This is a genomic window from Sphingomonas sp. (genome assembly GCF_036387535.1).
Taxonomy (GTDB): domain Bacteria; phylum Pseudomonadota; class Alphaproteobacteria; order Sphingomonadales; family Sphingomonadaceae; genus Sphingomonas_R.
Genome location: NZ_DASVTO010000147.1, coordinates 1 through 22,356, shown reverse-complemented (window position 1 = coordinate 22,356; position 22,356 = coordinate 1). Strand labels below are relative to the sequence as shown.

The window sequence follows — 22,356 nt, the reverse complement described above, 5'->3', positions numbered from 1 at the left end:
TTACGACTTGTGAGTGTCAGTCGCGCAGGTCGGCGGGGACGAGGCCGCCATTTTGGGCGAGGCGGGTCATGACCTGGCGGTGGAGCCAGATGTTCATCGCCGCGCTGTCTTCCGTGCTGCCCGTATAGCCGAGTTCATGGGCCAGTTCGGTGCGATTCTGGCGGCTGCTGTCCAGACCGAGCAGCGTCATCAGATCGACGATCGATGTGCGCCAGTTGCTCGGCCGTCCGGCGGCGGCGGCCTTGGCGGTCAGGATGGCTTCGACATCGACCGGCGCCTGCGCGGTCGGGGCCGGGGTGACCGGCAGGACCGGAGTGGCGGGGGCGGGCGAGATGCCGGCCGGGGCGTGCGGCGCGGCCGGGGCATGCGGCGCGGCGGATGCGGGTTCCGGCGTCGGCGCGGGATGCGCGGCGCCGATGCCGGTGCCGAGCAGGCCCTTGTCACCGAAGATGGCGTGCTGGATCTTGTCGAAGATGCTCATGCGGTTCGTCCTTGTTGTGGGATCGGGAAGGGGAACGAGCCCGGGTCGTGAAGGATGCGGCAGGCCGGCGGAAATCTGACTCCGTCGGTCGCGGCGGCGGGCAGGGGATCGGGTGTCACGGGCGGTTCGGGGACGAGGCGCGCGGCGGCGGCGGGTGCCCTGGCAGGTGCGTCATGTTCGGCCGGGGCAGGATCACCGGGGGCGTCGGGGGCGTCGCGGGCGTCGGACGTGTGCCAGGGCGCACCGCCGGCGGCGAACCAGGCATCGCGTTCGGCGGCGGCGGCGATGCGGGCGGGATTGGCGGCTTCCCAGCGATCGGCGACCTCCTGCTCCTCCCAGCTCAGCGCGCGGTTATAGTCCGGGTCGCCATGGTCGAATTCCTGCCAGCCGGTGAAACCCGGCGGCGCGATGAAGTTCGTGCGCCAGGTCTTGGCATCATGGCGCCAGACGCGGGGGGCGGGGGCGTCGTGCGAGTCGCCGTCGGCGTCATCATCGCCGACGTCCGGGTCGGTCGACAGGCGGACGCCGCCGGTACCCGCCGCATCGCAGACGGCAAGCGCATGTTCGAGCAGGCGGGCGCGTCCGGCGAAGCTCTGCATCAGTTCGGCGACTTCCTCCCCCGGCAGTTCGGGCGGGCGGGTGCGCGTGGCCGCGTTTGCGGGTGGTGCAGCTGGAGCGGGCGGGATGATGGTCAGCAGGCCGGCGGCCTCCGCACGCGCCCAGTCGGTCGCGGTCCAGGCGGCGCGATCGGCCGGATCGAGCCGGGCATGGTTGCGCGGGGCGGGACCGGCGGCGGGCGATGGCGCCGTGGGTGGCGGCGGGGCGAGTGGCGGCGCGGTGGGCGGCGGCGCGGTGGGCGAAGTTTCACAAGTTGTCGCCTGGACCGCGCCTGGCGTTGCGGGGGTGATCGTATCCGGCGCGGTATCATCCGCCGTCGCATCCGGATCGCCCGCGCGCAGCCAGCGGTCCGCATGGGCGAGCGCAGGGACGCTGGCCTCCCCCTCCGCCAGCGCGCAGGCGACGAACAGCCGCGCGCGGGCGGGGCCGGCATCGGTGGCGATCAGATCGAGATAGGCGTCGAACCCCGCCGCGACGCTGCGCACCGCCTGCGCCGGATCGGCGGCGGGTGTGTCGGCTGTGGCGGGCGCGGCGGCGGCCGGGCGGGCGACGGGTTCGGCATCGGCCAGCCGGTCGAGCCGGGCGAGCATCGCCTGCGCCAGGCGATTGTCGTAGCGATGGCGTTCGACCACGCTGCCGTCCGCGCGGGTGATGATGTCGACCTGACCCTCCAGCGCGCGCGCGAACAGCGTGTCGGCCAGCACTTCCCGCGCGTGCAGGTTCGCCGCGGCCCAACCGAGCGCGAACGCCGCGCCGCCCGCGCGCCGCCGGAACGCATAGGCCGCAGTGGGGGTGAGCCCGACCAGCTGACAGGCGTCGCGTACCAGAAACCCCTCCGCGATCGCGGCCAGGAAACGCGCCTGGCGATCCGGGGTCCAGCCATCGGCGCAGGTCCCGTGCCCGGACGGCGCGGGCCGCGCCACAGCGGATTGTGGCGAGACAGTGGGTGCGGTGTCGGGCATGCGGCGTCCTCCCGGATGGGCCAAGCGGACCCGAGGCGATAGGCCGGTTTCGGTGATGTAGGACAGGATTTTCGGGGATCGGGTTCGGGCGGGGATCACGGCGGATGGGGCGTCGGTGCCGCACCCTCACCCCCCCACCCGCTGGCGCGGGCGGGCCCCGCCCTCTCCCGGTGGGAGAGGGGTAAGGGGCGACTTGATTCAAACCGTCTGAGAGCTACATTTTTCTGCGGTGAAGATGGGCGGCCCTTGTTGGACGGCCCTTACCTGTGGTCGACCTATCGCGCGGATTTCAGCAGGGGTTTCAGATAGCCGCCGGTGTAGCTGCGCGGTTCCCTGGCGACCTGTTCGGGGGTGCCGACCGCGACGACCTCGCCGCCCTTGTCGCCGCCCTCCGGCCCCATGTCGATGACCCAGTCCGCGGTCTTGATGACTTCGAGATTATGTTCGATCACGACCACGCTGTTGCCGTTGTCGACCAGCGCGTGGAGCACTTCGAGCAGTTTGCGGACATCCTCGAAATGGAGGCCGGTGGTGGGTTCGTCGAGGATGTAGAGCGTCTGGCCGGTGGCGCGGCGGGCGAGTTCCTTGGCGAGCTTGACGCGCTGCGCCTCGCCGCCGGACAGGGTGGTGGCCTGTTGCCCGACCTTGACATAGCCGAGGCCGACCTCCGCCAGCATGGCCATCTTGTCGCGGATTGGGGGCACCGCCTTGAAGAACTCGACCGCGTCCTCCACCGTCATGTCGAGGATGTCGGCGATGCTCCTGCCCCGAAACTTCACCTCCAGCGTTTCGCGATTGTAGCGCTGGCCATGGCAGACGTCGCAGGTGACGTAGACGTCGGGCAGGAAGTGCATCTCGATCTTGAGCACGCCGTCACCCTGGCACGCCTCGCACCGGCCGCCCTTCACGTTGAAGCTGAACCGCCCGGGCTTGTAGCCGCGCGCCTGGGATTCCGGGAGCGCGGCGAACCAGTCGCGGATATTGGTGAAGGCGCCGGTATAGGTGGCGGGGTTGGAGCGCGGGGTGCGGCCGATCGGCGACTGGTCGATGTCGATCACCTTGTCGCAATATTCGAAGCCGGTGATGCGTTCGTGGCTGCCCGCGATCATGCGCGCGCCGTTCAGGTTGCGCGCGGCGGCGGCATAGAGCGTGTCGATCGTGAAGCTCGATTTCCCCGAGCCCGACACGCCGGTGATGCAGGTGAAGGTGCCGAGCGGGATCGACGCGGTCACATCCTTGAGATTGTTCGCGGTGGCACCCTTCACCGTGATCTTCTTGCCATTGCCCTTGCGGCGCTTTTCCGGGAGCGGCACGCTGCGCCGCCCGGTGAGATAGTCGCCGGTCAGGCTGGCCGGATTGGCGAGGATGTCGTCCAGCGTGCCTTCCGCGACGATCGCGCCGCCATGGACGCCGGCGCCCGGCCCCATGTCGATGACATAGTCGGCGGTGCGGATCGCATCCTCGTCATGTTCGACGACGATGACGGTGTTGCCGAGATCGCGGAGCCGTTTCAGCGTGACGATCAGCCGGTCATTGTCGCGCTGGTGCAGGCCGATCGAGGGTTCGTCGAGCACGTAGAGTACGCCCGACAGGCCGGAGCCGATCTGCGACGCGAGCCGGATCCGCTGGCTTTCGCCGCCGCTGAGCGTGCCCGACGTGCGATCGAGATTGAGATAGTCGAGCCCGACATTGTCCAGGAAGCCGAGCCGCTCGACGATCTCCTTCAGGATCGGGGTGGCGATCTGGCGCTGCTGGTCGCTCAGATGATCGGGCATGGTGCGGAAGAAGGCGAGCGCGGGGCCGACCGCGCGGCGGGTGGACAGGCTGATATCCTCGCCCGCGATCTTGACCGCGAGCGCCTCCGGTTTCAGCCGGCTGCCGAGGCAGACCTCGCATGGGGCGGCGGACTGATATTTCGACAGTTCCTCGCGCATCCACGCGCTGTCGGTGCTGAGCATGCGGCGTTCGAGATTGCCGAGCACGCCTTCGAACGCCTTGCTGACCTCGTAGGATTTCTTGCCGTCGATGAAACGCAGCGTGACCGGCTTGCCGCCGGTGCCGCGCAGGATGATCTGGCGCTGCTCCTCGGTCAGTTCGCCCCATGCGGTGTCGAGCGAGAAGGTGAACGCCTTCGCCAGGCTGGCCAGAACCTGCATGTAATAGGGGCTGGGCGGGTTGGATTTCGCCCAGGGCACGACCGCGCCCTTCTTCAGCGAGAGATGTTCGTTGGGGACGATCAGCTGGGGATCGAAATAGAGCTTTTCCCCCAGGCCGTCGCAGGCAGGGCAGGCGCCTTGCGGCGCGTTGAACGAGAACAGGCGCGGTTCGATTTCCGCGATGGTGAAGCCGCTGACCGGGCAGGCGAATTTTTCGGAGAAGACGATGCGGTTGTCGGGGATGTTCTTGCCCGCAACGGCTTTCTTTGCGGCAACGCCTTTGTCCGATTCCGTTCGGTTCGAGCCTGTCGAGACCCCTTCGGCCTTCGTGGCTGCGTCGGGGTTCTCGACAGGCTCTAACCGAACGGTGTTCGCGGTCGCGCCCTTGTCGACCAGGTCGACATAGACCAAGCCGTCGGTGAGCTTCAGCGCGGTTTCCAGGCTCTGGGCGAGGCGGGTGCCGATGTCGGCGCCGACGACCATGCGGTCGACCACCACCTCGATGTCATGCTTGTATTTCTTGTCGAGCGCGGGCGCGTCCTCGATCTCGTACATCGTGCCGTCGATGCGGACGCGGGTGAAGCCGGCGCGCTGCCATTCCTGCATCTCCTTGCGATATTCGCCCTTGCGGCCGCGGACGACGGGGGCGAGCAGCAGGAAACGCGTCCCTTCCGGCAAAGCCGCGACGCGGTCGACCATCTGGCTGATCGTCTGCGCGGAGATCGGCAGGCCGGTTTCGGGCGAATAGGGAATGCCGACACGCGCCCAGAGCAGGCGCATATAATCGTAGATCTCGGTCACGGTCGCAACCGTCGAGCGCGGATTGCGCGAGGTCGTCTTCTGTTCGATCGAGATGGCGGGGGACAGCCCCTCGATATGATCGACGTCGGGTTTCTGCATCAGTTCCAGGAACTGGCGCGCATAGGCGGACAGGCTTTCGACGTAGCGGCGCTGCCCCTCCGCATAGATGGTGTCGAAGGCGAGCGAGGATTTGCCGGACCCGGACAGGCCGGTGATGACGACCAGCTTGTCGCGCGGGATTTCGACATTGACGGATTTCAGATTGTGCTCGCGCGCGCCGCGGACGGAGATGTGGGTCAGCATGAGGGCATCTGTTCCAGATTTGTTCTCGAAATGCAAGCGGATCGGCCGCGCCGGGTCTGACGCAAGATGGGGCGGTCGAGCAAGGGGGCAAGGGCGCAAGGGCCGGCTGATCGGGCAGGGCGCGGCCGGCGTGCAAAACACCGGGATGCTGCACCGGACCACCGTAGCGTGCGGCCGGGCGATACAAGTTCCAAAGGTGCCTGTAGTCAGCCAGCATGACAGAGATGAGTTCCAGCGCCATATATTTCAAACATGAAATATTGAGCGGGGGCCACCGTTCAGTCAGAGGCACGGAATGTAGGTGTATTATATAGCTGGTACAGATGAACAGTATCAAGCAAGATGGAAGGCCGTACGTTGCATGACGGCAACATCGTCGTTGAAAGTTGATATTTGCCGTTAACCTATTTGACATCTGTTTTTCGGCTCGCCAGCATCCCGGCTTCGAGAATGTTCGTGTTGCGTGAAAAGGGGTGATGAATGAGCAGGAACCTTCATGTCATGGGTGTGGCCGCGGCGTTGGCGCGGTCGAGTTCCTTGCAGGCGCTGACCGCCGTGGCCGCCGCGATCATGCTGGTGCCGTCTGCCGCCGTGGCGCAGGATTTCCAGAACGTCACCGCATCGGGCCGGATCGTGACCAACGCCGGTGCACCGGTTGCCGGGGCGTTGGTGACGTTCCGGTCGGAAGCGCAGGGATTTTCACGCACGGCCACGACCGACGGCAATGGCGGATACCGCATCCTGCAGCTGCCGCAGGGCAATTATACCGTGACGGTACGCGCCACCGGATTTGGAGAGATCACCCAGCCCGGCATCACGCTGTCGCAGGATCAGGCGTCGAACCAGTTCGCGCTGGCCCCGGCCGGCGAAGCGACCGCGGGTGGCGCCGCGGCGACCGGCACTACGGCGGGCAGCGATGCGATCGTCGTTACGGGCACGCGCACGCGCACGATCGATTTCGAACGAACGACGACGGGCACGGTGGTGAACGTCACCGACCTGGCCAAGCGCGTGCCGGTTTCGCGCGACCTGACCGCGATCGTCCGGCTTTCACCGGGTACGACGCAGGGCGATACGGCGTTCGGCAGCGCGGCCAACGGGTTCCTGGCATCGGTGTCCGGATCGTCGGTTTCGGAAAACCAGTTCTTCGTCAACGGCCTGAACATCACCAATTTCCGGAAGGGACTGGGTTCCTCGCTCGTCCCGTTCGAATTCTTCGATACGATCGACGTCAAGAATGGCGGGTATCCGGCCGAATTCGGTAGGGCGACGGGCGGGTTCGTCAGCACGACGACCAAATCGGGATCGAACGACCTGCATGCGGGTGTCGTCCTGTCCTATGAACCGGACTATCTGCGCAGCAACGCGCCCAACACCTTCGCGGCCGACAATGACGGCGACATTCGCGAGCGGCGGGAAGCCTATTTCTATGCGTCCGGCCCGATCATCAAGGACCGGCTGTTCTTCTACGGATTCTACCAGGCGCGTCATGTGCAGTTCGGGGACGGCAGCATCACCGGCAACCGCTTCGTCGATCAGAACAATGACAGCCCGTTCTGGGGTGGCAAGATCGACGGGATCATCGCCGATGGCCACCGGTTGGAATTCACCTATTTCGATACCAGCAACACCAACAATATCGTCAACCTGCAATATGATCCGACCACCAATTCCCGGACGCTGTATCAGAGCGGCCTGACCAACAAGCTGGGCGGCAGGAACTATGTCGGTCGGTATACCGGCACCTTCACCGATTGGCTGACCGTCTCCGCCGCCTATGGCAAGAACAAGGATCGCGATATTTCGCAATCCTCCAGCACGCTTCCCCTGATCCTGGACAATCGCAGTGGTACACAGCGGTCGATCGGCAATGCCGACAACCTGATCGAGGCGTCGAGCGACAATCGCGAATTCTACCGCGCCGACGCGGATGTCTATTTCCAGTTGCTGGGCAGCCACCATATCCGTGGTGGATATGATCGCGAAAACCTGACCTCCAACACCGTCAGCACCTATACCGGCGGGATCGCGTACCAATATTTCCTTGCTGCCGAGGGCAATCGCTTCGCGCCAGAGGGTACGCAGTTCGTATCCGGTCGGTCCTTAAACAATGGCGGTGTGTTCAAGACCAAGAATGAGGCATTTTACCTGGAGGACAATTGGTCGCTGTTCAGTAACAGGCTGAACATCGCGGCGGGCATCCGCAACGATCGGTTTACCAACCGGAACGTCGCCGGCGAGGTGTTCTACGAGTCCGGCGACCAGTGGGGGCCGCGGCTGGGCTTCACCTTCGATCCGACCGGCGAAGCCCGCAGCAAGGTCTATGGTTCGTTCGGCCGCATCTACCAGCCCGTGCCGACCAATACCAATATCCGACTGGCAGGCGCCGAAAGCGATTATACCCGCTATTTCCAGCTGCTCGGGCTGAATGCCGACAATACGCCGATCCTGGGTGCGCCGTTGCTGTTCACCGGCGGCAGCGCGAACTGCCCCGGCAGCACCGTCGCCAATTGCCAGCTGGTGTCGGACGGTGAGGCGACCCCGACCGCCGCGACCGTATCGCGCACGCTGAAGCCGCAATCGATCGACGAGTTCATCATCGGTGGAGAGCAGCGGATCGGAAGCCGGATGCGTTTCGGCCTGTATGGCACCTATCGCAAGCTCAACCGATCGCTGGAAGACTCGGCCATCGACCAGGCGGTGCGCAGCTACTGCGATCGCGAAGGGATTGCGGGCTGCGACGCGATCTGGGACGGATTCCATCAATATGTGCTGCTGAATCCCGGATCCGCGGCGCAGATCACGCTGTCCGATCCGATCAACGGAGAAGCGACGGCGCGCACGGTGGAGTTTACCGCAGAGCAACTGGGGTATCCGAAGGCCCGCCGGACCTACAAGGCGATCACCGCCACGTTCAACCGTGATTTCGACGGCGTGTGGGGGCTTACGGCCAACTACACCTATGCCAAGAACAAGGGGAACATCGAAGGCGGTGTGAAGTCCGACAACGGTCAGGACGACAGCGGCCTCACCACCGATTTCGATCAACCCGGATTCACGAACGGCGCCTATGGCTATCTTCCGAACGATCGCCGCCACAACCTGAAAGTCTATGGCACGTTGCAGCCGGTTCCGTGGCTGCTGATCGGTGGCAATTTCTCGCTGGCGTCGCCACGGCGGTTTGGGTGTATCGGCCTGGTTCCGGACACCATCGATCTGTTCGCAAACGCTTATGGCGCGGCCGGCAACTATTGCCCGCTGGTCGATGGACGGACGGTGCGCGGCGGCCCGGTCGTGCTGGTTCCGCGCGGCAGCGTGTTCAAGAGCAACTGGCAGAGTTCGACGGACCTGACGCTTGCGTTCAAGCCGCAGCCCGACAACCCCAACCTGTCCTTTGAAGTGGCGGTGTTCAACCTGTTCAACCAGAAGGCGAAGGTCGATTATGACGAGAACGGGACGGATGATTCCGGCACGGCTTCGGCAACCTACCGCCTGCCGACCGGCTATCAGTCGCCGCGATCGGCCCGGTTCGTCGCCCGGCTGGGGTTCTGAGACCGGAAATCCCGGAAATCCGATGATGACGGAGGCGTGCATCCAGAAGGATGCACGCCGACCGTCGCCGGTTGCTCCGGCCCGGCGTGCGGCCCTATAGCGGCGGGATCGTTTGCAGCCACGGGGCCGTCATGAAGTTCTTTGCCGATACCGCCGATATCACGGACATTCAGGAACTGGCCGAGACCGGCCTGCTGGACGGGGTGACGACCAATCCGTCGCTGATCGCCAAGTCGGGCCGCAATTTCCTGGAGGTGGTGGCGGAGATCGCCAGGATCGTGCCGGGACCGGTATCGGCCGAGGTGGTCGCGCTGGACCATGCGGGCATGATGCGCGAGGCCGAGATCGTGCGGAAGATCGCCGACAATATCGCGGTGAAGGTGCCGTTGACGATCGACGGGCTGAAGACGTGCAAGAAGCTGACCGATGACGGCACGATGGTGAACGTCACGCTGTGTTTTTCCGCCAACCAGGCGTTGCTGGCAGGCAAGGCGGGGGCGACGTTCATCTCCCCGTTCGTCGGGCGGCACGACGATGTCGGGTTCGACGGCATGGCGCTGATCGCCGACATCCGCCACATCTATGACAATTACGATTTCGGGACCGAGATCCTGGTGGCGAGCGTGCGCCATCCGATCCACATCCTGGAAGCGGCGAAGATCGGCGCGGACGTGATGACGGCGCCGCCGGCGGTGATCAGGATGCTGGTCAACCACCCGCTGACCGACAAGGGCATCGAGGGTTTCCTGAAGGACTGGGCGAAGACGGGGCAGTCGATCGGCTGAGGGGCCGCGCCGGCGGCGGACCGGCCGGCGCGGGCCGGTTCGGGTGACGCGGTGTCGCGTGCTCCTCGTCATCCGGCGGCGGCGGGTATCCGTGCGGCTCGGGGTGGCACCAGCCGCAGGGGAATCCCCGCGTTCGCCGGGATGACGGTGGGTTGGAGGCGGGTCGGGTGGACAGGTCGGGCGAGCGGTGCGTGGCGGCCGGTGAGTGGAGGTCGGTGGTGACGGGTTCCGGTGGTAGCGGAAAGATGCCCGATCTGGACGATCATCCCGCGCGTCTCATTGCGGCGGACTGGCATCGGTATCTGGTCGCGGATCGGCGGATGTCGGTGCACACGGCGCGCGCCTATGTGGCGGGGGCGCATCGGTTGATCGCTTTTCTGGGCGGGTATCGCGGCGAGGCGGTGGATGCGGCGGTGCTGGCGGCGCTGTCGCCGGGCGACCTGCGCGCGTTCCTGGCGAAGCGGCGCGCGGAGGGGATCGGCAATGCCAGCGCGGCGCGGGAATTGTCGGCGGTGCGCGGGTTCCTGGCCTTTGCGGGCGCGCCGACGCCGCGATTGAAGGGGCCGCGCGTGAAACGCGGCGTGCCCCGCCCCGTTTCGCCCGCGGACGCGATCGGGCTGGTCGAGGATGCGGGCGAGCAGGATGTGGCATGGATCGGCGCGCGCGATGCGGCGGTGCTGCTGCTGCTGTATGGATCGGGGCTGCGCGTGGGGGAGGCGATGGCGCTGACGCCCGCGATCCTGCCGATCGGCGATGCCATCCTGGTGACGGGCAAGCGGGCCAAGACCCGGCTGGTGCCGGTGCTGGCGCCGGTGCGGGCCGCGATCGAACGCTATGTCGCGCTGTGCCCGTGGCCGCTGGCGCGCGACGCGCCGCTGTTCCGCGGGGCGAAGGGCGGGCCGCTGTCGGCCGACCTGATCCGGCGGGTGGTGCGCGCGGCGCGCGGGCGGCTGGGCCTGTCGGAGCGGACGACGCCGCATGCGTTGCGGCATAGTTTCGCCACGCACCTGTTGGGGCGCGGCGCCGATCTGCGGTCGTTGCAGGAATTGCTGGGCCATGCGAGCCTGTCGTCGACGCAGGTCTATACCGCGGTGGATGCGGCGCATCTGCTGGACGTGTACCGCAATGCGCATCCGCGGGCGTAAGGGCGTGGTGATCGATCTTTGCCCGCTGGTCATCCCCGCGGCGGCCGGGACCTCGTCTGGCTTAAGGTCGCGCTTTACCGGCGGGAGATCGCGGCGTTCGCCGGGGTGACGCTGCTGTGGCATGTCGATCCGGGGTGCGTCAGCCTGCGCGCGTGGTGGGGGAGGGGGCGATCCGCGATCATTTCCCGCGCGGTTTCCAGGTGAGGACGCGGTAGAAATACCAGAGCAGCAGGAGCAGGACGACGGCGGTGGAGGCGGGACCGAGATAGGCGTCGATGTCGCCATAGTTGCGGCCGAGCAGATAGCCGGCGGTGGCGAGCGCGCCGGTCCAGCCGGCGGTGCCGATGGTGGACCAGAGCACGAACGGGACAAGCGGCATGCCGAACAGCCCGGCAGGCACCGACACCAGCGAGCGGATGGTGGGCACGATGCGGCCGATGCAGACGAACCCGCCGGCCCAGCGATCGAAGAACCGGTCGGCGCGTTCGACCTCCCGCCAGTCCATGGTCAGGAAACGGCCGAAGCGATCGACCAGCGGCCGCAGGCGATCGATGCCGAGCCAGCGCGCGACATAATACCAGGCGATGTTGCCGAGCATCGCGCCGGCGGTGCCGCACAGGATGACGCCCCAGAGCGTCATGGTGCCGCGCGACGCCTGCAACCCCGCCAACGACATGATGATTTCCGACGGGACCGGCGGGAACACGGTTTCCAGGAACATGAGGAAGGCGACGCCGGCATAGCCCCCGCCTTCGATCAAATGCCGGACCCAATCAGCCACGCGCGGCCAGCCGGCGGGCGATCGCATCCCAGATCATACCGGGCGTATCGGTGCCGTTGAACCGATCGATCGCGACGATACCCGTCGGAGAGGTGACATTGATTTCGGTGAGATGCCCGGCGATCACATCGATCCCCACGAAGATCAGCCCGCGTCGCGCCAGTTCGGGGCCGAGCGCGTCGCAGATTTCCCGTTCCTTCGCGGTCAGTTCGGTGGCGTGCGCGGCACCGCCGGCAGCGAGGTTGGAGCGGATTTCCCCCGATTTGGGCAGGCGGTTGATCGCGCCGGTGGCGACTCCGTCGACCAGCACGATGCGCTTGTCGCCTTCCGATACGTCGGGCAGGAACGCCTGCACCATGAAGGGTTCGCGCCACACCTCCCCGAACAGTTCGACCAGCGCGGCGAGATTCTTGTCGGCGCGGGCGACGTGGAACACCGCCGACCCGGCATTGCCGTAAAGCGGCTTCACGACGATCTCGCCCTGTTCGGCGTGGAAGGCGCGCACATCGTCCAGCGAGCGCGTGATGAGGGTGGGCGGCATGAACCGCGCATAATCCAGCACGAACAGCTTTTCGGGCGCGTTGCGGACCGACGCGGGGTCGTTCACCACCAGCGTGCGATCCGCGATCCGTTCGAGCAGATGGGTGGCGGTGATATAGGCGAGGTCGAAGGGCGGATCCTGGCGCATCAGCACGACGTCGACATCGTCGGCGAGATCGATCGTCACGGGTTCGCCGGCGGTGAAATGATCGCCCGGTTGCGCGCGGACGGTGACGGGGCGCGCCGTCGCCCGGACCTGGCCGCGGTCATAGCTGAGGTCGGCCGGGCCATAGGCGTAGAGCGTGTGGCCGCGCGCCTGGGCCGCCAGCATCAGCGCGAAGGTGGAGTCGCCGGCGATCTTGATCGTTTCGAGCGGATCCATCTGGACCGCGACGGTGAGGCTCATGCAGGGTCTCCGGGGGGCTGCGCTTTGGCGTGCTGTCTAGCCGGGGGTCGGGCGGCTGTCATCCTTCGGCATTATTCCGGATGTGCGACATGGGTTTGGTTTTGCCCATGATCACACGACGTAGATTCGTCGCACCCGGTTCCGTTTGGTTCGAGCCTGTCGAGAACTCTACGCAGGGTTCTCGACAGGCTCGAACCGAACGGAGTTTAGGAAGGGGGCTCGACAGGCTCGAACCAAACGGGGTTTGCGGCAAGGAGGGGTGGGACTTAGCCCATCCACGCATTTTCGATATGCCGCACCCCCGTGCCGCGGGCGATGAGGATGACGTCGATGCGGATGTCGTCCCCCGGCCTGGCATAGCGGGGCACGAGGATTTCCGCCGCCGCCGCGACGCGGGCGAGGCGGGGTTCATCAAGCGCGTGGTCCAGTTCGGGACCGGTCGCGCGGGTCTTGACCTCCACAAAGGCGACCAGCGTGCCGCGGCGGGCGACGATGTCGATTTCGCCGCGCGGCGTGCGGACGCGGCGGTCGAGGATCGTCCAGCCCTTCAGCCGCAGCCACCAGCAGGCGGCGGTTTCCCCGACCCGTCCGCGCCGCTCCGCCGCCCGACGGGGGTTGGGGGTCATTCGACCGACCCCCGCAACGCCAGCGCGCGGGCGTAGAGTTCGCGTTTGTCGAGACCGGTCGCCTTTGCCACCGCATTCGCCGCCTTCGCCATCGGCAGGCGGGCGACGGCGTCGCGGAGGAGCGCGTCGACGGTGTCGGCTTCGGGCGGCGGCGCCGCGCCCGGGGGGGCGACCACGATCACGATTTCGCCGCGCGGCGGGGCGTCGGCATAGCGGGCGGCAAGCACCGAGAGCGTGCCGCCGACCGCCTCTTCGTAGGATTTGCTGATTTCCCGGGTGACGGCGGCGTCGCGATCGCCCAGGCCGGCATGGAGCGCGGTCAGCGTGGCGTGCAGGCGCGGGCCGCTTTCGTACAGGATCAGCGTGGCGCGGATGGCGCCAAGTTCGGCGATCGCATCCGCCTTCGCCTTGTCCTTCGGCGGCAGGAAGCCCGCGAACAGGAAACGATCGGTGGGCAGCCCGGCGAGCGTGAGCGCGGCGATGGCGGCGCAGGGGCCGGGAATGGTGACGATCGGGTGGCCGGCGGCGCGCGCGTCGCGAACCAGCTTGTACCCCGGATCGGAGATCAGCGGCGTGCCGGCATCGGACACCAGCGCCACCGCCTGCGTCGCGAGCCGCGCGATCAGATCGGCGCGGACATGATCGGCGCTATGATCGTGATAGGGGATCATCCGGCGTTTGGTGCCGATATGATTCAACAGCTTGGCCGTGACGCGGCTGTCCTCCACCGCGATCACGTCGGCGCGCGCCAGGATGCCGGCGGCGCGCGGGGACAGATCGCCCAAGTTGCCGATCGGGGTCGCGACGATGTAGAGACCGGGATCGAGACGCGCATCGCCGTGGTTCGTCGGGCTTTGGTTCATAGGGGATATACATGGCAGAGGCGCATGACCGCCCGCAACCGTCGCGGCGTTTTATCGGGGCGGGGCTGTTGGCGGCGCTGCTGCTGGGCGGGTGCCAGACGATCGTGCCGCGTGGTCGCGACGGCGGACCGCCGCCGCCGCCCGTCCCCGCGCAGCCGGAGCCCGCGCCGGTGCCGGGCGGGTTGCCGAACGACGTGGCGCGGCACCGGGTGGCGTTGCTGGTGCCGATGACCGGGCCGAACGCGGCGGTGGGCCGGTCGATCGCCGACGCGGCGACGCTCGCGTTGCTGGATACCGGCGCGGGCAAGGTGCGCATCACGACCTATGACACCGCCACCGGCGCGGATGCGGCGGCGCAGAAGGCGCTGGCAGACGGCAACCGCCTGTTCCTGGGCCCGTTGCTGGGCGAGGATGTGCGCGCGGTGTCGGCGGCGGCGCGCGCGGCGCGGGTGCCGGTCATCGCCTTTTCCAACGATGCGACGGTGGCGGGGAACGGCACCTATCTACTCGGTTTTTCCCCCGCGCAGTCGATCGAGCGGGTGGTCGGCTATGCCCGCAGCAAGGGGATGACCCGCTTTGCCGGGCTGGTGCCGACGGGCGCCTATGGCCGGACCGCATCGGCGGTGCTGATCCGCGCGGCGGAGGCGGCGGGCGGCCAGGTGGTCGCGATGCAGACGTTCGACCGGTCGCCCGCATCGCTGAAGGCGGCGATCGGCCGGTTCGGGCGCGAACAGGGCTATGACGCGGTGCTGATCGCCGATGGCGGGCGGATCGCGTTGCAGGCGGCGCCGATGCTGAAGAAGACCGCATCGCCCGGCGCGAAGATCCTGGGCACCGAATTATGGGCGACCGACAATGCGATCCGCAGCGGCGGCGTGCTGAACGGCGCATGGTACGCCAGCGTGCCCGATGCGATGTACCGCCAGTTGGGCAAGCGATATCAGGCGCGGTACGGGCGCGGACCATATCGGCTGGCCAGCCTGGGCTATGATGCGGTGCTGCTGACCGTGCGGATCGCGGCGGACTGGAAAGTGGGCACGCCGTTCCCGGAACGCGCGCTGCTGGACAAGGGCGGGTTCGGCGGCGTCGACGGCGCGTTCCGCTTCGGCCGCGACGGCATCGCGCAACGCATGCTGGAGGTGAACCAGGTCGCGACCGGCACGCCGGTGGTGGTGTCCCCGGCGGGGAAGGGGTTTGAGTAGGGCGCGGCACGAGCGGCGAAAGCAGAGCGGCGGATGTTGGTGAGGACGCGCAGACTTCGCTTGGCGGCGATGGACCTGATGCCAGCCGCGGCAGTTATGTTTTCATACTCGGCCTGCCCATGATGGCTGATGCCTCCCCCATGGCATCAGACTTCTGCGTCATGGAAGTGGTGACATTGCCGTGGTTTTCCCGTTAATGCAAAAGTTGTGAGTTTTGCATCAGGAGTGCGCGGTTTGAACAGGTATTTGCCGTCGCCCCTCTCAGGTTGCCTTGCGTTGCAGACCGCGCTGTGTGGCTAAGGCAAGGCTATAAATCCGCTCGGCGTCTTCGATATCGTCAAACGCTGGCGGCAGGAACTGACTTGCTCCCGGCCAACTCAGCGGCATCATCCCGAACATGTTTGTTGAGCCGAACTGGACCGTACCTCGCCCATTTCGCCGTCCTCTAAACCGGATTTCGGGTGCAGCAGCGAGGCTAATAGACCTACGATTAGGGCGGACTAGACCCCCTTCAATGACTGCCCTCTCCGTGGTGAGATAGTATTGGACGCGCCGACGCGCCAACCGGTCAACGAAGAAGCGGCCGATTAGCATGTATAAGCCTATCAGCATAAAAACCGGCATGATGACGTACGCAAGAGGATCGACCTCCTTCATCTCCCCGGTGAACGCTAACAAGAACATCATCGAAACCATGAAGAGCCAGAACGCAGCAAAGGGGACCGCAAAAGCGTCTTGCGGCGAGAGCCGGAATCCTTGCGTAGGCTGGCCCTGCCAAATGATCCGTTCACCGGGGGCGAGTTCGACTGTCATGCACCTATCCTAGCAAGCACTTCGTGCCTCGGGAATGGCTGCAATTTGGTGGCTTACGATTACGGCTTTCGAACCCCGTCACATGATGCAAAACTTTTGATTTTTGCATCAGCAAACGGCTTGGGTTGGGATCCAGCAACGTGTGAAGGTCAGGCCCGCGGTAACTCGTCCGGTTGTTTGGGCTGGGCGTGATGCGAGCGTGAGTGCGGACTTCTTGGAGCCGGTCGTGCTGCTCCAGCCGATCAGTTCGCTGTCCTCAGATCAGTGCGTTGGCGGATATTCTCACAACCGTTGCGTTACAGAACTTGCCGGGACGGCTCGCTGTGAGCGGAGGGTTTTGCCGGTGATCGCCGATATGCGATAATCGCGATGGCCCATAGCCGACGCGCCGATCGCCGCAACGGGGGTGACCGTGACCGGGCCGCGGCTGGGGTCGGTGCCGCAGCTGATTTCGAGGACATGCGCGGCCGGCGGCTTCGTCACCGGGCACGGGCCAACAATCTCCCGGTGATCGACGATCATCCAATTGGCCGGAGCGAAGCCGGAGCGGATGCAGTTGGTGAGATCGCGGAGCATGCGTAGCATTTCGGGGCGATCGACGGGCCCGGTCGGGCGGGTCAGGCTCAGGTGACGCGCCCCGCGATCAGATGGACAAAGGCGCTGTCGGATGTCTCGACCAGGATCATCGCCAAGGGCGTGGTGTTCCGGGCCGGTGGGCGTCAACGCCCTGTCCGCTCCGCGAGCCGCGCGAGGATGGCGCGTTTCTCGGCGTCGGTGGCGGTGGGCCACTGCGCGATTTCCGCGAGCGTGCGCAGACAACCGGCGCAGGTGTCGCCTTCGATGCGGCAGATGCCGGTGCAGGGGGAGGGGACGGTCAGGCGGCGCGCCGGTCGGTGGCGGCTTCGGCTTCGGCGATCAGGGTGGCGAGGATGTCGGCGGCGGGTTCCTCCTTCTTGACCATGCCGACCGACTGGCCGGCCATGACCGAGCCGTTTTCGACATCGCCGTCGATGACCGCGCGGCGGAGCGCGCCGGCCCAATAATGTTCGATCTGGAGTTGCGCCTCCAGCATCTCCAGCCGTTTTTCATCGAGATGACCGGCGACTTCGCGCTGTTTCGCGGTGAAGAGTTCGGTCGAGGCGTTCTTGAGCGCGCGGACCGGGATGACGGGGAGGCGCGGATCGAGCTGGACACTGGCGACGGCGTCGCGCGCGGACGCGCGGATGAACGCCCTCTTGAAATTGGGGTGCGCGATCGATTCGGTGGCGCAGACGAAGCGCGTGCCGAGCTGAACCCCGGCGGCGCCCATTTCGAGATAGCCGGCGATCGCCTCGCCCCGGCCGATCCCGCCGGCGACGAACACGGGCAGCTGCTCCGCGACTTCCGGCAGGATTTCCTGCGCGAGAACCGAGGTGGAAACCGGGCCGATATGACCGCCGGCCTCATTCCCTTCGATCACCAGCGCATCGATGCCGGAGCGGACCAGCTTTTTCGCGAGCGCGAGCGCGGGGGCGAAGCAGAGCAGTTTCGCGCCCGACCCCTTGATCCGGTCGATCGCGCCGGCCGGGGGCAGGCCGCCGGCGAGGACGACATGGCCGACCTGGTGCTTCGCACAGATGGCGATGAGGTCGGTCAAGGCGGGGTGCATGGTGATGAGGTTCACGCCAAACGGCCGATCCGTCAGCGTCTTGGTCGCGGCAATTTCGGTGTCGAGCAGTTCGGGCGTCATCGCCCCGCACGCGATCACGCCGAAGCCGCCCGCGTTCGAGATGGCGGCGACCAGATGCCGTTCGCTGACCCACGACATGGCGCCGGCCATGATCGCATAGCGGGTGCCGAGAAAATCGGTGCCGCGCTGCATGAGGGTGTCGAGACGGGAGGTGGTCATGATGTGCTTTCCGATGCCGGCGTGGGCGGATCAGGCCAAGGGGAGATCCCGGCTTTCGCCGGGATGACGGTGCGGGGCAAGAGGGATGACGGTGCCGTGGTCCGCCCGGATCACCGCGTTGTCATGCCGCGTCTTCGGCGTCGAGGCCGTAGGCGGTGTGGAGGACGCGGACGGCGAGTTCGGTATAGTCTTCGTGGATCAGGACCGAGACCTTGATCTCCGACGTGGTGATGGCGAGGATGTTGATGCCGCGGTCCGCGAGCGACGTGAACATCTGCGCCGCGACGCCGGCGTGGCTGCGCATGCCGACGCCGACCACCGAGATCTTGGTGACGGCGGTGTCGTGGACGATCCGGGTGAAGCCGATCGTGTCGCGTTGCCGATCCAGCACGTCCAGCGCGCGGGTGAGTTCGGCCATCGGCACGGTGAAGGTCACGTCGGTCGACCCCGTATCATGCGCGACATTCTGGACGATCATGTCGACATTGATGCTGGCATCGGCCAGCGGCGAGAAGATGGTGGCGACCGCGCCGGGGCGATCGGGGACGGCGACGAGCGTCACCTTCGCCTCGTTCTTGTCATGCGCGATGCCGGTGATGTGCTGGCGTTCCACGTCGTCAATCTCCTCTTCCCCGACGATCATCGTGCCGGGGGTTTCATTGGGGCCGGGTTCGTCGAACGAGGACAGCACCTGGACCCGGACATGTTCCTTCATCGCCAGCCCGACCGAGCGGGTCTGGAGTACCTTGGCGCCGACCGAGGCGAGTTCCAGCATTTCCTCGTAGGTCACCTTCTTCAGCTTGCGCGCGCGCGGCACGATGCGCGGATCGGTGGTATAGACCCCGTCGACATCGGTGTAGATGTCGCAGCGGTCGGCGCGGATCGCCGCCGCGACCGCGACCGCCGAGGTATCCGACCCGCCACGGCCGAGCGTGGAGATGCGGTTGTCGTCGGTCAGCCCCTGGAACCCCGGGATCACCGCGACTTCGCCTGCGGTCAGCCAGCCGGTTTCGATGTCGCCGATGCGGGCCGCGGCGTGCGCGTCCGACGTGCGGATCGGCAATTGCCAGCCGAGCCAGGAACGGGCGGGCACGCCGATCGCCTGGAGCGCGATGGCAAGCAGGCCGGACGTCACCTGTTCCCCGCTGGCGACCACGACGTCATATTCGCGCGGATCGTAGAGCGGCGACGCTTCGCGGCAGAAATTGACGAGCCGGTCGGTTTCGCCCGACATGGCGGAGACGACCACGGCGACCTGGTGCCCGGCGTCGACCTCATGTTTGATGCGGCGCGCCACGTTGCGGATGCGTTCGATCCCGGCCATCGACGTTCCGCCGAACTTCATCACGATACGTGCCATGGCTGACGCCGAAATCCTTCGCTAAAAGCCTGTCGAGGCGGGGCCGGCACCTGATAGGGATCGCAACATATGAACGCAACCACGACGCTGCCCGCAACGATCGATCCGGACGAGGCGGCGCATTTCGGGGCGATGGCCAAGGAATGGTGGGATCCGAACGGGTCGTCGGCGATGCTGCACCGGCTGAACCCCGTGCGCCTGCGCTATGTCCGCGATGCGATCGACCGGCATTGGGACAGCGACCCGCGCGCGTTGCGACCGCTGTCGGGGCGGAGCGCGGCGGATATCGGGTGCGGCGCGGGATTGCTGGCCGAGCCGCTGGCGCGGATGGGCGCGGCGGTGACCGGGATCGACGCGGCGGCGGAGAATATCGCGGCGGCCGCGGTGCATGCCGCGGGACAGGGGCTGGCGATCACATATCAGAGCGGCGGGATCGAGGGGCTGGCGCCGGATGCCCGGTTCGACCTGGTGTGTGCGATGGAGGTGATCGAGCATGTGTCCGACCCGGCGGCGTTCGTGCAGGGACTGGCGCGCGCGCTGGCGGACGGCGGGATGCTGGTGATGTCGACGCCGAACCGGACCGCGCTGTCGCGGCTGGCGCTGATCACGGTGGGCGAACGGATCGGGCGGATGATCCCGAAGGGGACGCATGACTGGAACCGGTTCCTGATGCCGGACGAACTGACCGCGTTGCTGGCGCACGCGGGGTTGCGGGTGACGAATGTCACCGGACTGTCATTGTCGCCGGCCAAGGGATTCGTGCTGAGCGACGATGTGCGGATGAACTACCTGCTGACGGCGGTGCGATGATGGCCCCTACCGGATGAAATCGTTCCGTGCGTCCCGAGCGCAGCCGAGGGACGTGACGCAGGTGCCGTGCAAGGTGTCTCGACTTCGCGCGACACGAACGGTTTCATTTTAGATCAGGACGGTTTCGATGACCCTGGATATTTCGCGCCGCGGCCTGATCGGGGGGCTGGCCGCAACCGGGCTCGCGGCACCGGCGATCCTGCACGGGCAGATGCTGTTCAACCAATATCCGTTCCGGCTTGGGGTGGCGTCGGGCGATCCGGCGGTGGACGGGTTCGTGATCTGGACCCGGCTGGCGCCGGATCCGCTGGTGGATGGCGGCGGGGTGCCGATGGCGCCGATCGATGTCGATTGGGTGGTGGCGTCGGACGCCGCGTTCAAGACGGTGGTGCAGCAGGGCAAGGCGACGGCGCGGCCCGAATTGGCGCATTCGGTGCATGTCGAGGTGGCGGGGCTATTGCCCGACCGGCCCTATTGGTACCGGTTCTCCGTCGGGCGGGAACGCAGCCCGGCGGGGCGGGCAAGGACGATGCCGTTGGCGGGTGCCGACCTGCGCGCGGTACGGTTCGCGGTGGTGGGATGCCAGCATTATGAGGACGGGCTCTACACCGCCTATCGCCACATGGCGCACGAGGACATCGACTTCGTGTTCCATTATGGCGACTATATCTACGAACGGCGATCGTCACCGATGCCGATCGCCTATGACGGATTGCCGCGCACCTATGTCCGGTCGCACATCGGCGACGAGCTTTACAGCCTGGACGATTATCGTCGGCGCTATGCGCAGTACAAGCAGGACCCCGACCTGCAGGCGGCGCATGCGGCCGCGCCGTGGTGGACGACGTTCGACGATCATGAGGTCGAGAACAACTGGACGGGCCTGACCGACGAGAATGGCACCCCGCCGGCGATCTTCGCATTGCGGCGCGCGGCGGCGTTCCAGGCCTGGTACGAACATAGCCCGGTGCGGGCGCGGCTGATGCCGACGCCGGCCGGGATATCGATGTACCGCCGCGCGCGCTATGGCACGCTGCTGGACGCGCATTTCCTGGATACGCGCCAATATCGCACCGACCAGCCGTGCGGCGACGATTTCAAGCCGGATTGCGCGGGCACCGCCGACCCGCAGGCGCAGGTGCTGGGTACGACGCAGGAAGCGTGGCTGGGCAAGGCGCTGCGCGAGAAGCGGGCGCGCTGGAACTGCCTGGCGCAGCAGGTGATGATGATGCGGCTGGACCGGCGGACCGGGGACGAGCCGCAGCCGATCCGCAACCTGGACAGCTGGGCCGGATATCTCAGTCCGCGCGAGCGCGTGCTGGAACAGGTGCGCGGGCTGAACAATGTCGTGGTGCTGACCGGGGATGAGCATCAGAATTATGCGGGGGTATTGGCGACCGCGAAGGATGTGCCGGTGGCGGTGGAATTCGTGTCGACATCGATCACGTCGGGTGGCGACGGGCAGGACCTGCGCCGCGATGCCGACAAGATCCGCGCGCGCAACCCGCAACTGGCGTTCACCAATGACCAGCGGGGCTATCTGCTCTGTTCGGTGACGCCGGAGCGGTGGGAGTCGCGGTTCCGGGTGATGGACAAGGTCTCTACGCCGGGCGGCACGGTCAGCACGCGCGCGGTGGCGACGGTGGCGCATGGGGAGGTGGGGGTGGTGATTTCCTGAGGCGGGTGTGGTGACCGTCGGGATCGTCAGCGCGGCGGTTCATCACCCCGGCACTATCGTCATCGTCGTCGTCTAGCGATATGATCGTCGCCCCGGCGCAGGCCGGGTTCTCGTTGGGGCTTGGGGTGGGCGCTTCACCTTCACGAGATCCCGGCTTTCGCCGGGATGACGGTTTCGGCGGTGCCGAAACCGTTAGAAATCGACCTTGTCGTAGTGGGGCGGGGGGCTGACGATTTCCATGCGTTCGCTGAGCAGCGGGCGGAAGCTGGGGCGGCTTTTGAGGGCGGCGTACCACTCCTTCGTGCGATCATGGCCGCGCCAGTCGATGCCGCCGAGATAGTCGGCGACCGACAGATGCGCGGCGGCGGCGAGATCGGCGAGGCTGAGCACCGGGCCGCCGAGCCAGCGGCGATGATCGAGCAGCCAGTCGACATAATCGAGATGCGAGTTCGCGACCTTCATCGCTTCGCGCAGGACGCGGGCATCGGGCGAGGCGCGGTGGACGATGCGTTTCAGCATGCGTTCGTGCATCAGCGGGGCGACGACCTCGTGATGCACCTTTTCATCGAACCAGGCGACCAGCCGG

The 22,356-nt window shown here is 66.6% G+C and carries 18 protein-coding genes and 1 pseudogene; 6 read left to right on the top strand and 13 right to left on the bottom strand.

The genetic code is table 11. The annotated features are described in order from the left end of the window. Positions 1 to 16: 16 nt before the first annotated feature. From VF649_RS13405 to uvrA, 3 genes are all read right to left on the bottom strand, one after another. Positions 17 to 481 carry a DUF3597 domain-containing protein gene (locus VF649_RS13405; protein ID WP_331012458.1) on the bottom strand — a complete coding sequence of 155 codons (465 nt, stop codon included), beginning with the start codon at positions 479 to 481 and terminating at the stop codon, positions 17 to 19. Beyond that, complete coding sequence (locus VF649_RS13400) at positions 478 to 2,061, bottom strand: hypothetical protein (RefSeq protein WP_331012457.1); 1,584 nt, start codon at positions 2,059 to 2,061, stop codon at positions 478 to 480. The genes VF649_RS13405 and VF649_RS13400 overlap by 4 nt, the downstream gene beginning before the upstream one ends. 275 nt (positions 2,062 to 2,336) lie before the next feature. Continuing rightward, entirely contained in the window at positions 2,337 to 5,321 is a 2,985-nt protein-coding gene (uvrA, locus tag VF649_RS13395) for an excinuclease ABC subunit UvrA (RefSeq protein WP_331012456.1), read from the bottom strand. A gap of 480 nt (positions 5,322 to 5,801) precedes the next feature. Here uvrA and VF649_RS13390 point away from each other — a divergent pair, with 480 nt between their 5' ends. The 3 genes from VF649_RS13390 to VF649_RS13380 all read left to right on the top strand — a co-directional run bounded on the left by VF649_RS13390 (position 5,802) and on the right by VF649_RS13380 (position 10,803). Next, positions 5,802 to 8,873: a TonB-dependent receptor gene (locus VF649_RS13390; protein WP_331012455.1), complete on the top strand. Its 3,072-nt coding sequence runs from the start codon at positions 5,802 to 5,804 to the stop codon at positions 8,871 to 8,873. Between the two features lie 131 nt (positions 8,874 to 9,004). Beyond that, complete coding sequence (fsa, locus tag VF649_RS13385; RefSeq protein ID WP_331012454.1) at positions 9,005 to 9,658, top strand: fructose-6-phosphate aldolase; 654 nt, start codon at positions 9,005 to 9,007, stop codon at positions 9,656 to 9,658. A gap of 245 nt (positions 9,659 to 9,903) precedes the next feature. After that, on the top strand, positions 9,904 to 10,803 hold the full coding sequence (locus VF649_RS13380; RefSeq protein WP_331012464.1) for a tyrosine recombinase XerC: 900 nt from the start codon (positions 9,904 to 9,906) through the stop codon (positions 10,801 to 10,803). A gap of 178 nt (positions 10,804 to 10,981) precedes the next feature. Here VF649_RS13380 and VF649_RS13375 read toward each other — a convergent pair whose 3' ends face one another. The 4 genes from VF649_RS13375 to rsmI all read right to left on the bottom strand — a co-directional run bounded on the left by VF649_RS13375 (position 10,982) and on the right by rsmI (position 14,019). After that, positions 10,982 to 11,584 (bottom strand): DedA family protein, encoded by a 603-nt coding sequence (locus tag VF649_RS13375; RefSeq protein WP_331012453.1) that lies wholly within the window; start codon positions 11,582 to 11,584, stop codon positions 10,982 to 10,984. Beyond that, positions 11,577 to 12,530 carry a glutathione synthase gene (gene gshB, locus VF649_RS13370; RefSeq protein WP_331012452.1) on the bottom strand — a complete coding sequence of 318 codons (954 nt, stop codon included), beginning with the start codon at positions 12,528 to 12,530 and terminating at the stop codon, positions 11,577 to 11,579. Before gshB ends, VF649_RS13375 begins: the two co-directional genes overlap by 8 nt. A gap of 266 nt (positions 12,531 to 12,796) precedes the next feature. After that, a complete protein-coding gene (locus VF649_RS13365; protein ID WP_331012451.1) occupies positions 12,797 to 13,156 on the bottom strand; it encodes a YraN family protein in 360 nt (119 codons plus the stop codon). Further along, on the bottom strand, positions 13,153 to 14,019 hold the full coding sequence (gene rsmI / locus VF649_RS13360) for a 16S rRNA (cytidine(1402)-2'-O)-methyltransferase (protein WP_331012450.1): 867 nt from the start codon (positions 14,017 to 14,019) through the stop codon (positions 13,153 to 13,155). The genes VF649_RS13365 and rsmI overlap by 4 nt, the downstream gene beginning before the upstream one ends. A gap of 11 nt (positions 14,020 to 14,030) precedes the next feature. Between rsmI and VF649_RS13355 the strand changes: the two genes are divergently transcribed. Further along, positions 14,031 to 15,221, top strand: a complete 1,191-nt coding sequence (locus VF649_RS13355; RefSeq protein ID WP_331012449.1) for a penicillin-binding protein activator — start codon at positions 14,031 to 14,033, stop codon at positions 15,219 to 15,221. A 261-nt stretch (positions 15,222 to 15,482) separates the two neighbouring features. On the opposite strand, the gene VF649_RS13350 is transcribed toward VF649_RS13355, so the two are convergent. From VF649_RS13350 to VF649_RS13330, 5 genes are all read right to left on the bottom strand, one after another. Further along, positions 15,483 to 16,034, bottom strand: a complete 552-nt coding sequence (locus VF649_RS13350) for a hypothetical protein (protein WP_331012448.1) — start codon at positions 16,032 to 16,034, stop codon at positions 15,483 to 15,485. Between the two features lie 282 nt (positions 16,035 to 16,316). Then, on the bottom strand, positions 16,317 to 16,610 hold the full coding sequence (locus VF649_RS13345; RefSeq protein WP_331012447.1) for a hypothetical protein: 294 nt from the start codon (positions 16,608 to 16,610) through the stop codon (positions 16,317 to 16,319). Between the two features lie 143 nt (positions 16,611 to 16,753). Further along, positions 16,754 to 16,912: a DUF1289 domain-containing protein gene (locus VF649_RS13340; RefSeq protein ID WP_331012463.1), complete on the bottom strand. Its 159-nt coding sequence runs from the start codon at positions 16,910 to 16,912 to the stop codon at positions 16,754 to 16,756. Beyond that, complete coding sequence (locus VF649_RS13335) at positions 16,909 to 17,922, bottom strand: NAD(P)H-dependent flavin oxidoreductase (protein WP_331012446.1); 1,014 nt, start codon at positions 17,920 to 17,922, stop codon at positions 16,909 to 16,911. The genes VF649_RS13340 and VF649_RS13335 overlap by 4 nt, the downstream gene beginning before the upstream one ends. Before the next feature lie 121 nt (positions 17,923 to 18,043). Then, the gene (locus VF649_RS13330; protein ID WP_331012445.1) at positions 18,044 to 19,282 is read right to left on the bottom strand and encodes an aspartate kinase; all 1,239 of its coding nucleotides are present in this window, start codon (positions 19,280 to 19,282) and stop codon (positions 18,044 to 18,046) included. A gap of 69 nt (positions 19,283 to 19,351) precedes the next feature. On the opposite strand from VF649_RS13330, the gene ubiG reads away from it, so the two are divergent. Together ubiG and VF649_RS13320 are read left to right on the top strand one after the other, a co-directional pair. After that, a complete protein-coding gene (gene ubiG / locus VF649_RS13325; protein WP_331012444.1) occupies positions 19,352 to 20,092 on the top strand; it encodes a bifunctional 2-polyprenyl-6-hydroxyphenol methylase/3-demethylubiquinol 3-O-methyltransferase UbiG in 741 nt (246 codons plus the stop codon). A 127-nt stretch (positions 20,093 to 20,219) separates the two neighbouring features. Then, positions 20,220 to 21,770, top strand: a complete 1,551-nt coding sequence (locus VF649_RS13320; protein WP_331012443.1) for an alkaline phosphatase D family protein — start codon at positions 20,220 to 20,222, stop codon at positions 21,768 to 21,770. Positions 21,771 to 21,962: 192 nt separating this feature from the next. On the opposite strand, the pseudogene VF649_RS13315 reads toward VF649_RS13320, so the two are convergent. After that, positions 21,963 to 22,356 (bottom strand): annotated as a pseudogene (locus tag VF649_RS13315) (glutathione S-transferase family protein); the annotation flags it as partial.